This is a genomic window from Lysobacter soli, from assembly GCF_003382285.1.
GTDB lineage: Bacteria > Pseudomonadota > Gammaproteobacteria > Xanthomonadales > Xanthomonadaceae > Lysobacter_J > Lysobacter_J soli.
This window is the reverse complement of the sequence record NZ_QTJR01000003.1, coordinates 1-12,621: the sequence shown is the minus strand read 5'-3', so window position 1 is coordinate 12,621 and position 12,621 is coordinate 1. Positions and strand designations below refer to the sequence as shown.

The following is a 12,621-nucleotide window of genomic DNA, read 5'->3' as shown; positions in this document are numbered from 1 at the left end:
TGACGGGCTCCTTCGGTTGACGGGCTCGTTCCGTCAGCTCTTCGCCACTTCGCGAAGCGCCGCCAGCGCCTGGTCGACCTGGTCGGGCGAGTTCATCAGCCCGCCGGCGAGGCGCGCGTAACTCACGGCGTACGGGCTGCTGCTCGCCAGCACCTTGCGCGTCAGCATCGCCGCGACGACCTGGTCCGGCGTCTTGCCCTTCAGTTCGAAGCAACAGATGCCGGCAGACAGGCCCGGATCGCGCGGCGTGTGCAGTGTGAGCCCCGGAATGCCGGCGAGTCCGTCCTTGATGCGCCCGTTGAGTTCCGCGACGCGCGCCGCCACGCGCGGCCGCTGCAGTTGCTGCTGCAGAGCGAAGGCGCTCGCCAGCGCCCAGTGGTGTTCGTACGCGTGGAATCCGCCGGGCGTAACGCGCGCGGCGACGTTGGGGCCGCGCGGCGGGCGGTCGTCCTTCCACGCCTCGTAGAGTTCGAGGTCGGAGAAAGACGGAATCGTCGGCCGCAACCGCTCCCAGTTCTCCGCCGACGCCCACACCAGGCCGGTGCCGCGCGGGCCAAGGATCCACTTGTGCGTGCCCGCGCAGAAGTAGTCGACACCCAGTTCCGCGGCCGCCGCATCGATGCAGCCGAAGCCGTGTACGCCATCCATCACGATCCGCACGCGCTGGTCCTCGCCGCGTTTGGCGTTGATCTCGGCCACGGCGTCGGCGATCTGCCGAACCGGCGCACGCAATCCCGTGCTCGACTGCACCCAGGTGATGCCGAGGACGCGCGTCTTCGGGCCGATGCCCTCTCGCACGGCGGCGACGATGCCCTCGACCGTGGCGTCTGCCGATCGCTCGAACAGGCGGATCTTCCGCACGCTGGCGCCGTTGCGCATCGCCGACAGGCGGATCGCCTCGTGGTGGACGACGTGGTCGTGCACGGTGGTCAGGATCTCGTCGCCGGGCTGTAACTGCAGGCCGTGGTAGACCAGCGCCAGCCCCATCGTCGTGCTGCCGGTCAGTGCGATGTCGTCGGCGCGCCCACCGAGGTAGGGCGCCGCGGCTTCGCGGACCTTCCGTTCGAGGTTCTGTTCGTCCGACCCGAACATGCCGTGCTCGACCGTGAGAAGGGGGTTCTCGTCGAGCGTGCGGCGGAAGGCGTCGATCGCCTGGCGGACCGGTTCGGGATGCGACGCAATGAAGAACCCGGAGAAGTGCAGGTACGCCGGATCGAGGCGGAACAACCCGCGCACCGCCTCCCAGTCGTCCAGCCGCGGCAGGGGCGGTGTGTTGGCGGCCAGGGCGGCGAGCAATCCGGCGGGCGCCGCGGCGGCGGCGAACAACACGCCTTGTGCGGCGAGGAACGCACGACGACTGGGCATGGCAGGACCCCGAAGCGACCGGTGGCGGTCCATGGGGACAACGCGCGACACGCCGGGCGACGGACACCCGAAAACGAAGAAAGCGGCCAGTGGCCGCTTTCCTTTCAAGCACTTGCCGCAACTATCGAAGCGATTACTTCATGCGGTAGGTGATGCGACCCTTGGTCAGGTCGTACGGGGTCATTTCGACCTTCACCTTGTCGCCGGTCAGGATGCGGATGTAGTTCTTCCGCATGCGGCCGGAGATGTGGGCAATGATCTCGTGCCCGTTTTCGAGGCGCACCCGGAACATGGTGTTCGGAAGGGTTTCCGCCACCGTGCCCTCGAATTCGATCACGTCGTCTTTTGCCATGTGCTTCCTGGAGAGTGGGTCGTGAGCCGCATCCGGGAGCGGAGCGGCAACGAAGCCCCGCATTTTGCCATGCCGGTGGCGTTCGTGCAAAAAATCGGTTAAGGATCGTGGCAAGCGGGCCCTGCGGCCCTTGCCGGCTCTGCCAGCCGTGTTGCGGGCCAGCAGCCCACGCGCCCGGACCACGAGCCCACGATACCGGGCTCGGCGGTCAGTTCCGCGACAGCGGCGAGGAACCGCGGCCGCGTCCACAGCTCCGCGCCGAGGCTGAGCAGGTGGTCGTTCTCGACCTGCGCGTCGATGAGCGGAAAGCCCCAGCTGCCCAGGTGCGCCGCCAGCGCGGCGAGCGCGACCTTCGAGCCGCCGGACTCGGCACTGAACATGCTCTCGCCGAAGAACATCCGGCCGATCGCCAAGCCGTAGATCCCGCCGACCAACCGATCGCCGTCGAATACCTCGAACGAATGCGCGTGACCGAGCTCATGCATCCGCTCGTAGGCGGCGCGCATCTCGCGCGTGATCCACGTGCCCCGCTGGCCGGGGCGAGGCGTCTCGGCGCAGGCGCGGATGACCTCGGCGAACGCCGTGTCGGCCCGGACCTCCCACGTCGAACGACGCAGGCCACGGCGGAATTTGGAGCCCAACCGCACACCGTCGGTGGCGAACATCGTGCGCGGGTCGGGGCTCCACCACAAGATCGGCTGGCCCTGCGAATACCAGGGGAAGATCCCGTGGCGATAGGCGTTGAGCAGCCGCGGCGGACTCAGGTCGCCGCCGATGGCCAGCAGCCCGTCGGGCTGGCGCAAGGCCTGGTCGACCGGCGGAAACGGTGCATCGGGTTCGGGCGGCAGCGGCGCGGGGAGGGTGCTCACGCCGGCGATGATGGCGCATCGGTGCCCGCATCGGCCGACTTGAACGGCGAATGCGCGGCGAGCGTGCGGGCGTAGGCGCGGATCGACGCGGCTTCCTGCGAACACCACTCGCGCAGCGCGTCGCGGAAGCCTTCGTGCGCGATCCAGTGACGACTACGCACGAACGTCGGCAGGAAGCCGCGCGCGAGCTTGTGTTCGCCCTGCGCGCCGGGCTCGAAACGGGTCAGGCCTTCGCGCAGGCAGTACTCGATGCCCTGGTAGTAGCAGGTTTCGAAGTGCAACCCCGGTACGGTTTCGGTCGCGCCCCAGTAGCGGCCGTAGAGCGTGTCGCCGCCGCGCAGGCAGAGCGCGCCGGCGATCGGCGCGCCGTCGCGCATCGCCAGCATGATCACCAGCGACGTCGGCATCTCGCGCGCGAGGTGCTGCAGGAACTCCAGCGTGATCGCCGGGTGGTTGCCGTATTCGGCGAACGTCTGCAGGTAGAAGTCGTGCATCGCCGACAGGTCGTCCGCACTGGCCCGCGTGCCATCGACCACGCGGAACGCGATGCCGGCACGTGCAACCTTCGCGCGTTCCTGGCGGATGTTCTTGCGGTGCTTGTGGTCGAACGCGGCGAGGTAGTCGTCGAACCCGCGCCAGCCGCGATCGTTGCGCCAGTGGTATTGCACGTCGATGCGCGACAGCCAGTCGCCGCCGAAGTCGGCGTCGTCATGGTCCGTGTGGAAGTTGACGTGGACCGACGACAGCTCGTTGCTTCCGCACAGCGCGGCCATCGTCTCGACGAGCAGGCGCCGCCGATCCCGCGTCTTCGCCAGCAGGCGCGGCCCGGTCACGGGCGAGTAGGGCACGGCACCGAGCCACTTCGGGAAGTAATCGAGGCCGGCGCGCGCATAGGCGTGCGCCCAGGCGTGGTCGAACACGAACTCGCCGTGCGAGTTGTCCTTCAGGTACGCCGGCGCGGCGGCGATAAGTTCGTCGCCTTCCCAGAGCGTCAGGTGTTGCGGGCGCCAGCCCCACTTCTCGCGCAGGCAGCCGTGCCGTTCCAGCCCTTGCAGGAAGGCGTGCGCGACGAAGGGATTGCGGCCGTCGTGCAGCCCGTCCCACTGCGAGGGCGAAACCTGCGCGAGCGAGTCGAGGATGCGGGCGGTGGGCATCGGTGCGTCGAAGCGGGAATTCCGTGACACGAATGACGCGGCAACACCGCGTCATCCGCGCGTGCGTTCCTCAGCCCTCCTTGTCGAGGAACTTCTCGGCATCGAGCGCGGCCATGCAGCCGAAGCCCGCCGACGTGATCGCCTGGCGGTACACCTGGTCGGCGACGTCGCCGGCAGCGAACACGCCCGGCACCGACGTCTGCGTCGCATTGCCGTCCAGGCCCGTCTTGATGACGAGGTAGCCGTTCTTCATTTCCAGCTGGCCTTCGAACAGCGAGGTGTTCGGCGTGTGGCCGATCGCGACGAACAGGCCGTGGATCGCGATGTCCCTGGTCGAACCGTCCTGCACCGACTTCACGCGCACGCCGGTGACGCCCGCATCGTTGCCGAGCACTTCGTCGACCTGATGGTGCCACACCGGCTCGATCTTGCCGGACTGGATCTTCGAGAAGAGCTTGTCCTGCATGATCTTCTCGGCACGCAGCGTGTCGCGGCGATGCACGAGGTAGACCTTGCGCGCAATGTTCGACAGGTACAGCGCCTCTTCGACCGCGGTGTTGCCGCCGCCGATCACCGCCACGTCCTGCTCCTTGTAGAAGAAGCCGTCGCAGGTCGCGCACGCGGACACACCGCGGCCCTTGAACAGGTCTTCCGACGGCAGGCCGAGGTACTTCGCCGTCGCGCCGGTGGCGATGATCAGCGCGTCGCAGGTGTATTCGCCGCTGTCGCCGACCAGTCGGAACGGACGCGAGGACGTGTCCACGGTGTGGACGTGGTCGAACACGACTTCGGTGTCGAAGCGCTCGGCGTGCGCCTGCATGCGCGCCATCAGGTCCGGGCCCATCAGGCCGTGCGCGTCGCCGGGCCAGTTGTCGACCTCGGTCGTCGTCATCAGCTGGCCGCCCATCTGCAGGCCGGTGATCACCAGGGGCTTCAGGTTCGCGCGCGCCGCATAGACGGCGGCCGTCCAGCCGGCCGGGCCGGAGCCGAGGATGATGACTTTGGAGTGCTTCGATGGGCTCATGGGTATAATTGCGTGCTGTTTGGATGCGCTGCGCGCGAAAGGGTTCGTTGCATGAACCGCCATACGCAGGCGTGTGCAACGAATGCAGGAGTCATAGCTTGGCGGCGCGGTCCCCCTAAAACAAGGCACTGAACCGGGCCTGCCGCGCGACGCAATGTTGCACTGCGCCGTGAGGCCGCCGACGCGACGGACGACAATAGGCACGCGCGCCGCCGATGCGGCGTTTTTTTCGTCACCACATCCCCCCAATGAGCCGCGCAACCACGCGCGGCTTTTCAACGATCGAAGGTAAGAGACATGCGGATCGGCGTTCCCAAGGAAACCAAGACCCTCGAAGGGCGCGTCGCGCTCGTTCCGGCCGCTGCCGGCGATTTGGTCAAGCGCGGCCATGAGGTCTGGATCGAAAAGGATGCCGGCATCAAGTCGGGCTTCAAGGACGAGCAGTACACGCAGCTGGGCGTGAAGATCGCGCCCGACGCCGCGGCGCTCTACGAGAAGGGCGAGCTGATCGTGAAGGTCAAGGAGCCGATCGCCGGCGACCTGTTGCACCTGCGCAAGGATCACCTGCTGTTCTGCTATCTGCACCTGGCGGCCGAGCCGAAGCTCACGCGCGAACTGCTCGACATCGGACTGACCGGCGTCGCGTTCGAAACCGTCGAACTGCCCAACGGCGACCTGCCGCTGCTGGCGCCGATGTCGGTCATCGCCGGCAAGATCGCCGTGCAGGTTGGCACGCACCTGCTGCACCAGCCGCAGGGCGGCAAGGGCAAGCTGCTCGGCGGCCTGCCGTCGACCGAACGTGGCAAGGTCGTCGTGTTCGGCGCGGGCAAGGCGGGCAGCGCCTCGGCGCAGCTGGCGGCCGCGGGCGGCTCGAACGTCGTGGTGTTCGAAATGCGCCAGGACCGCATGGACGAAATGATGCGCCTGGGCAACAACGTCACCGCGCTGTACCCGTATGCGGACGTCGTCGCGCGCGAAGTCGCCTCGGCCGACCTCGTCGTCGGTGCGGTGCTGGTCACCGGCGCCAAGGCGCCGCACGTGATGAACCGCGAAATGCTCAAGGGCATGGAAGCGGGCAGCGTGCTGGTGGACATCTCGATCGACCAGGGCGGCTGCTTCGAGACCTCGCGTCCGACCACGTGGAAGGAACCGACCTACGTCGAAGAGGGCGTCACCCACTTCTGCGTGACCAATATGCCGGGCGCCGTGCCGCAGACCAGCTCGCAGGCGATCTGCGCGGCGATCCTGCCGTGGGTCAACAAGCTGGCCTCGGGCAGCGACTGGCGCAACAACCCGGCGCTGGTCCGCGGCATCAACGTCGAGGGCGGCAGAATCGTCCACCCGGCGCTGCAGGACATGAAGGTCTAAGCCACCTTCGGCAGGAACGACGCGGGGAGCGCCGGGCGACTGGCGCTCCCCGTTTCTTTGCGGGCTCGCGGAACGGCTGGCTGGGATAGGCTGTTGTTCGCTCCCGGAGCCCTCGCCGGGATGACGGCAGGCGAAGTGCGATCCTGAAGGCGAACTTCGTTCCAGAAGGGTTGGAAAATCGCCTTTCGTGCCGACTTCTGTCGTATATTCAACAAGTAACGCAATCCATTTGAGGCAGAACATCACGGTGGCGCAAGCGTCCGCAGCCAGTCGAAAGAAGCTCAAGGCCGAGAAGCTGCCGCCGTCGCCGCGCAAGCAGCGGCTGGTGCGCGACATCGCGCTGATCCTGATCGCGCCGCTACTGCTGTACCTGCTGGCGAGCCTGGTGACGTTTTCGCCGCAGGATCCGGGCTGGTCGCATTCGGGCAGCGTGACCGCGCCGCTGCACAACGTCGGCGGACGCGTCGGCGCGTGGACAGCCGACGTCCTGCTTTACCTGTGCGGTTACGTCGCCTTCCTGTTGCCGATCATGCTTGGTGCCATCGCGTGGATCGCCCTGTTCGGCATGGACAGCGACGGCGACGGCGAGGCGGATTTCGGCCCCGCGCTGCGGCTGGTCGGCATCGTCGGATTCCTCGTCGCCGCGACGGGACTGCTGGAACTTCGCGTCGGCACCGCCGAGGCCTTCTCCGCGCGCGCTGGCGGCATCCTCGGCCAGCTGGTCGGCAAGTCGCTCTACAGCGGCTTTGGCCCGGTCGGCGGAAACCTGTTCCTGCTCGCGCTGCTGCTGGTGTCGGTGACCCTGGCCACGGGACTGTCGTGGTTCGCGGTGATGGACAAGATCGGCCAGTGGGTACTGGCGTTCGGGCCGACCCTGAGCACCTTGTTCCGCAAGGGCGAGAAGCAGGCGACCGAGTGGCAGCAGACGCGCGCGATGCGCGAGGAACGCGAGGAAGCGCGCAAGGTCGATACCGAGCTGCGGGCCAAACGCGCGCCGGTGAAGATCGAGCCGCCGCCGCCGGCCGCCGCCGTGGTCGAGAAGAGCGAACGCGCCAAGCGCGAGACGCAGATCCCGCTGTTCCACACCGGTGACGGCACGGGCATTCCGCCGCTGGCCCTGCTCGACGATCCCAAGCCGCAGCCGAAGGGTTACGACGAGCAGACGCTGGAAACCCTCTCGCGCCAGATCGAATTCAAGCTCAAGGATTTCCGCATCGACGCGCAGGTCGTCGGCGCGTATCCGGGCCCGGTCATCACGCGCTTCGAGATCGAGCCCGCGCCGGGCGTGAAGGTCAGCCAGATTTCCACGCTCGACAAGGACATCGCGCGCGGCCTGTCGGTCAAGTCGGTCCGCGTGGTCGACGTGATCCCCGGCAAGTCGGTGATCGGCCTGGAAACGCCGAACACCTCGCGCGAGATGATCTTCCTCTCCGAGCTGCTGCGCTCGAAGGAATACGACAAGTCCACCAGCCCGCTGACGCTGGCGCTGGGCAAGGACATTGCCGGCCGCCCGACGGTCGCCGACCTGGCGCGCATGCCGCACCTGCTGGTCGCCGGTACGACCGGTTCGGGCAAGTCCGTCGCGGTCAACGCGATGGTGCTGTCGCTGCTGTACAAGGCCTCCGCGAAGGACCTGCGGATGCTGATGATCGACCCGAAGATGCTGGAGCTCTCGGTCTACCAGGGCATTCCGCACCTGCTCGCGCCGGTTGTCACCGACATGAAGGAAGCGGCGAACGGCCTGCGCTGGTGCGTGGCCGAGATGGAGCGCCGCTACAAGCTGATGTCGAGCGTGGGCGTGCGAAACCTCGCCGGTTTCAACAAGAAGGTGAAGGACGCCATCGACGCCGGCCAGCCGATGATGGATCCGCTGTTCAAGCCGAACGCCGAGCTCGGCGAGACGCCGCGACCGCTGGAAACGCTGCCGTTCATCGTCATCTTCATCGACGAATTCGCCGACATGATGATGATCGTCGGCAAGAAGGTCGAAGAACTCATCGCGCGTTTGGCGCAGAAGGCGCGTGCGGCCGGCATCCACCTGATCCTGGCGACGCAGCGCCCGTCGGTGGACGTCATCACCGGCCTGATCAAGGCCAACATCCCCACGCGCATCGCGTTCCAGGTGTCGAGCAAGATCGACTCGCGCACCATCCTCGACCAGTCCGGCGCCGAAACGCTGCTCGGCCACGGCGACATGCTGTACCTGCCGCCGGGCACCGCGATGCCCGAACGCGTCCACGGTGCGTTCGTGTCGGACGAGGAAGTGCATCGTGTCGTGGAGCACCTCAAGCAGATCGGCGGCGGCCCGGATTACATCGAAGGCGTGCTCGACGAAGTACAGACGATGGGCGACGGCGTGGTGGTCGGCGCGACCGGCCTGCCGGAAACCGGCGGCGGTGGCGGCGACGAATCCGACCCGCTGTACGACGAAGCCGTGCGCATCGTCACCGAGACCCGCCGCGCGTCGATCTCCGGCGTGCAGCGCCGCCTGAAGATCGGCTACAACCGCGCCGCGCGCCTGATCGAGGCGATGGAAGCCGCCGGCGTCGTGACCCCGCCGGAGCACAACGGCGACCGCTCGGTGCTGGCGCCGCCGCCGCCGAAATGAACCGTGCCGCGGCACCATGCCGCGGCGTGCAGGCCTGTTCAGACAACCGCCGGCACACTCGCCGGCAACACGTGGATACCCGGAGTTCTCGCATGCGTGCAGTTCGTTTCATCGGCGCCGTCCTGGCGCTCGCGTTGGCCTCGACCACGGCCTTCGCCGGTGCGCGCGACGACCTCAACACCTTCACCAAAGGCCTCAAGGGCCTCAGCGGCGAATTCAGCCAGCAGGTCTTCGACCCGCAGGGCAAGTTGAAGGAAACCTCCACCGGCACGCTCGCGCTGGCGACGCCGCGCCTGTTCCGCTGGCAGTACGTGAAGCCGTATCCGCAGCTGATCGTCGCCGACGGCAAGAAGGTCTGGGTGTTCGATCCGGACCTGCAGCAGGCCACGGTCCGCCCGCAGGGCGTGGAGGAACAGAACAGCCCGCTCGCTGCGCTGATCGATCCGGCGAAGCTCGACGCACAGTTCATCGTCAAGGAACTGGGCATGGACAAGGGCCTGGAATGGTTGTCGCTGGCGCCGAAGAACGAGTCGGACGCGGCGTTCCGCAGCGCGCGGCTGGGTTTCGGCGGCAGCGGGCTGGTGAAGATGCAGGTCGTCGACAACCTGGGCCAGCGCACCGAGATCGAATTCACCGGCTGGAAGCGCAATCCCGCCTTTGCCGCCGATACCTTCCGCTACACGCCGCCCAAGGGCGTGGACGTGATCGGCGGCGAGTAAGCCGTCCAGCTGGGCGCGACGCAAAAGGCCTGCTTCGGCAGGCCTTTTCGTTTTCGTGAGGGCAGGGCCGGATCCGCCGGCCGCCGGAGCGTCCCGTGGTCCGCCGTCCCGCGCTGTTGATCGGCCTGTGCCTGCTTTCGGCACCGGCCCTGTCGAACGAACCCGCTGCGACCGCCGCCGCGCCGGCGCGTGCGCTGGCGTCCGCACCGGCGCCGCGCGCGATGGACCGCGCCGCGCTGGAGAAGGCGATCGCCGGGACGGTCGTGGCCGCACTGTCCGAGCGCTTCGGCGGCCGCGCGATCGAGGCGAAATTCGACGACGTCCAGGCGCAGCCGCTCGATGCGCAACAGCGGCTCATCCGCGGCGAAGGCGGCATGCGCTTCGCCGGCGAGACCGGCTGGATCGGCTTCCGTTTCACCAGTCGCTACGACGACTTCCTCGGCCAGGCCGGATGGCCCGAGCTGGAACTCGGTGTCGGCGGCGAGGGTCGCCTCATTCCCAACGACGGCATCGCCTTGCAGCAACTCGAAGACCGCATGGCCGATACGCTGCAGCGCGAACTCGGCATGACGTCGGTGCGCATGCAGCTCGACCGCGTCGAAACGGTCGAGATGGCCGCGCATTACCTGGGCATGGAAGCGCGCGGCCTGGCGGATTTTGGCCGCGACGGCAGCAGCGAGGTGCGCGTGCACGCGCTGTACGACCGCCGCGACGGCGCATGGCTGCAGATGGACTACCAGCTGGGGCCGGAGGACGCGGGCAAGCCGCAGCTCACCGCATCCTCGCGCTGAACCCGCTTCCGCGTGCGATCCGCGATGACAGAGCCCCGAAGCCGGGCTTGGTATCGTGTGCGCAGCTTCCCGCGAGACCGCACGTGGCCCGCCGCACGACTTCTTCGTCCTCCCTGACCGACGACCTGCTTCACGTCGACAACCGCGGCATGCAGCCGCTCGCCGAACGCATGCGCCCGCGCACGCTCGACGAGATGGTCGGGCAGAAGCGGTTGCTGTCGCCACGCTCGGCGCTGCGTCGCGCGATCGAATCCGGCCGCGTGCATTCGATGATCCTGTGGGGGCCGCCGGGCTGCGGAAAGACCACGCTCGCGCTGCTGCTGGCGAAGTACGCCGACGCCGATTTCCGCGCGATCTCCGCCGTGCTCTCCGGCCTGCCGGAGGTGCGGCAGGTGCTGGCCGAAGCCGCGCAGCGCTTCGCCGAGGGCCATCGCACGGTGCTGTTCGTCGACGAGGTGCATCGTTTCAACAAGGCGCAACAGGACGCGTTCCTGCCGCACATCGAACGGGGCACGATCCTGTTCGTCGGCGCGACGACGGAAAACCCCTCGTTCGAACTCAACTCCGCCTTGCTCTCGCGCTGCCGCGTGCACGTGATGGAAGCGGTGTCGGCCGACGACATCCGCATCGCGCTGCGGCAGGCGCTGGACGACGAGGAGCGCGGTCTCGGCGGGCGCGGGCTGAAGGTCGAGGACGCGCTGCTCGGCGAGATCGCGCAAGCCGCCGACGGCGACGTGCGCCGCGCGCTGACACTGCTGGAAATCGCGGCGGAACTGGCGGAAGGCGAGGAGGGCGAGATCACCGCGACGACGCTCGCGCAGGTGCTCGCCGATCGCACGCGCCGCTTCGACAAGGGCGGCGAGCAGTTCTACGACCAGATCTCCGCACTGCACAAATCCGTGCGCAGCTCCAATCCCGACGCCGCGCTGTACTGGTTCGCGCGGATGCTCGATGGGGGTTGCGACCGTGCGTACCTTGCGCGACGCCTCACGCGCATGGCGGTGGAAGACATCGGCCTGGCCGATCCGCGCGCGATGCCGATGGCGCTGGAAGCGTGGGACACGTTCGAGCGCCTCGGCAGTCCGGAGGGCGAACTCGCGCTCGCGCAGGTCGTGGTGTACCTGGCGACGACGGCGAAGTCGAACGCGGTGTACGCCGCCTACAACGCTGCTCGCGCCGACGTGCAGCAGTACGGCACGCAGGACGTGCCGCTGCACCTACGCAATGCGCCGACGAAGTTGATGAAGCAGCTCGGCTATTCGAAGGGCTATCAGTACGACCACGATGCCGAAGGCGGCATCGCGCTCGACCAGACCGGATTTCCCGATGCGATGGGCGAACGCGTGTACTACCGCCCGGTCGAACGCGGGCTGGAGATCAGGTTGAAGGAAAAACTCGATCGCCTTCGTGCGCTGCGCGACGACGCCCGGCGTGATGGCAATGTGAGTGGCGACGACGAAGGAACCTGAGCGTTTTCCGCGTGTTGCCTGCCCGCAACGTGGAGTTGGCTTCAACATTCACGCATAAGTCATTGAGCCGCAACAGCGACGGTACCGTTGAAGTGTCGCGGTAATGTCCCGCGTTTCGGCGCTGAAACGCGCGGCTGAATGGCAACGAATGCGCTGCGTGCCTCGACGCATCAAGGCCTTGCAGTACACATCTGAGGCGCGGGGCGCTCAGTAGCCGAAAGACGCATTCCAGTTTTGCAACGAGACGATCCGGTTCGCTCCGCTTCAGCGGCGCGGCGCGAAAGGCGTGTGTGCGATTCAGGACGATTAACCCGCGTGATCAACGCGTTGCCGCGCCTGAACGAAGGTTGGCACCGGCCATGCGTGTAGTTCCTTGCGTCGTTTACCGGTGCCTCCCCCGGGTGCCAGCCGACGTCACGTAAAGGAGAACAACAATGCGCATTCGTACCAGCTTGATGGCAACAGCAGTGCTCATTGCCCTGGGGCTCGGCGGCCAGGCGATGGCACAACAGACCAACGGCAATGGTGGCGACGGTGACGATACGTTCACCGCGTCGGACAACTCCGATAACTCCGACAACTCCGACAGCAGCACAGGCGACAACCGCGAGAACGACGGCTGGGCCGGCGCCGACAACGGAGCCGCGGCCGCGAACAACGGCGGCACCGCGACCAGCACCTACACCGACTCCTCCACCTTCAGCTCCACTTCCAGCACGATCGTCGCATCGACCGTGCTCGAAGGCGCGGTATACGACGTTCGCACATACGGCATCGGCAATGTCGCCACCAATGGCGGCAATGCCAATGGCGGATCGGGCGGCGCCGGAGGCGACGGCTACGGTGGCGACGGCTACGGCGGCGAAGGCGGCGGTGGCGACGGCTACGGCGGCGACGGCGGC

General features: G+C 67.5%; 10 protein-coding genes and 1 pseudogene. 6 read left to right on the top strand and 5 right to left on the bottom strand.

The window, feature by feature from the left end:
* Window positions 1-33: 33 nt before the first annotated feature.
* From DX912_RS05595 to trxB, 5 genes are all read right to left on the bottom strand, one after another.
* Complete coding sequence (locus DX912_RS05595; RefSeq protein ID WP_181902722.1) at window positions 34-1,365, bottom strand: aminotransferase class V-fold PLP-dependent enzyme; 1,332 nt, start codon at window positions 1,363-1,365, stop codon at window positions 34-36.
* A 133-nt stretch (window positions 1,366-1,498) separates the two neighbouring features.
* A complete protein-coding gene (gene infA, locus DX912_RS05590) occupies window positions 1,499-1,717 on the bottom strand; it encodes a translation initiation factor IF-1 (RefSeq protein ID WP_031372296.1) in 219 nt (72 codons plus the stop codon).
* Between the two features lie 98 nt (window positions 1,718-1,815).
* Complete coding sequence (aat, locus tag DX912_RS05585; RefSeq protein WP_115841515.1) at window positions 1,816-2,586, bottom strand: leucyl/phenylalanyl-tRNA--protein transferase; 771 nt, start codon at window positions 2,584-2,586, stop codon at window positions 1,816-1,818.
* Window positions 2,583-3,740: a GNAT family N-acetyltransferase gene (locus DX912_RS05580; RefSeq protein WP_115841514.1), complete on the bottom strand. Its 1,158-nt coding sequence runs from the start codon at window positions 3,738-3,740 to the stop codon at window positions 2,583-2,585. The genes aat and DX912_RS05580 overlap by 4 nt, the downstream gene beginning before the upstream one ends.
* 70 nt (window positions 3,741-3,810) lie before the next feature.
* On the bottom strand, window positions 3,811-4,764 hold the full coding sequence (gene trxB / locus DX912_RS05575) for a thioredoxin-disulfide reductase (RefSeq protein WP_115841513.1): 954 nt from the start codon (window positions 4,762-4,764) through the stop codon (window positions 3,811-3,813).
* Window positions 4,765-5,061: 297 nt separating this feature from the next.
* Between trxB and DX912_RS05570 the strand changes: the two genes are divergently transcribed.
* The 6 genes and pseudogenes from DX912_RS05570 to DX912_RS05545 all read left to right on the top strand — a co-directional run.
* The gene (locus DX912_RS05570) at window positions 5,062-6,132 is read left to right on the top strand and encodes an alanine dehydrogenase (protein WP_115841512.1); all 1,071 of its coding nucleotides are present in this window, start codon (window positions 5,062-5,064) and stop codon (window positions 6,130-6,132) included.
* A gap of 247 nt (window positions 6,133-6,379) precedes the next feature.
* A complete protein-coding gene (locus DX912_RS05565) occupies window positions 6,380-8,740 on the top strand; it encodes a DNA translocase FtsK (RefSeq protein WP_232338402.1) in 2,361 nt (786 codons plus the stop codon).
* A 92-nt stretch (window positions 8,741-8,832) separates the two neighbouring features.
* A complete protein-coding gene (gene lolA, locus DX912_RS05560) occupies window positions 8,833-9,459 on the top strand; it encodes an outer membrane lipoprotein periplasmic chaperone LolA (protein ID WP_115841511.1) in 627 nt (208 codons plus the stop codon).
* A 95-nt stretch (window positions 9,460-9,554) separates the two neighbouring features.
* Entirely contained in the window at window positions 9,555-10,250 is a 696-nt protein-coding gene (locus DX912_RS05555) for a hypothetical protein (protein ID WP_115841510.1), read from the top strand.
* A 149-nt stretch (window positions 10,251-10,399) separates the two neighbouring features.
* Window positions 10,400-11,719, top strand: coding sequence for a replication-associated recombination protein A (locus DX912_RS05550; protein ID WP_115841797.1), 1,320 nt, complete (start codon window positions 10,400-10,402; stop codon window positions 11,717-11,719).
* A 434-nt stretch (window positions 11,720-12,153) separates the two neighbouring features.
* Window positions 12,154-12,621 (top strand): annotated as a pseudogene (locus DX912_RS05545) (hypothetical protein); the annotation flags it as partial.

Coding starts and splice junctions, on each gene's coding strand:
- DX912_RS05595 (WP_181902722.1), bottom strand. CDS start 1,365: ATGCCCAGTCGTCGTGCGTTCCTCGCCGCACAAGGCGTGTTGTTCGCC.
- infA (WP_031372296.1), bottom strand. CDS start 1,717: ATGGCAAAAGACGACGTGATCGAATTCGAGGGCACGGTGGCGGAAACC.
- DX912_RS05580 (WP_115841514.1), bottom strand. CDS start 3,740: ATGCCCACCGCCCGCATCCTCGACTCGCTCGCGCAGGTTTCGCCCTCG.
- trxB (WP_115841513.1), bottom strand. CDS start 4,764: ATGAGCCCATCGAAGCACTCCAAAGTCATCATCCTCGGCTCCGGCCCG.
- DX912_RS05570 (WP_115841512.1), top strand. CDS start 5,062: ATGCGGATCGGCGTTCCCAAGGAAACCAAGACCCTCGAAGGGCGCGTC.
- lolA (WP_115841511.1), top strand. CDS start 8,833: ATGCGTGCAGTTCGTTTCATCGGCGCCGTCCTGGCGCTCGCGTTGGCC.
- DX912_RS05550 (WP_115841797.1), top strand. CDS start 10,400: ATGCAGCCGCTCGCCGAACGCATGCGCCCGCGCACGCTCGACGAGATG.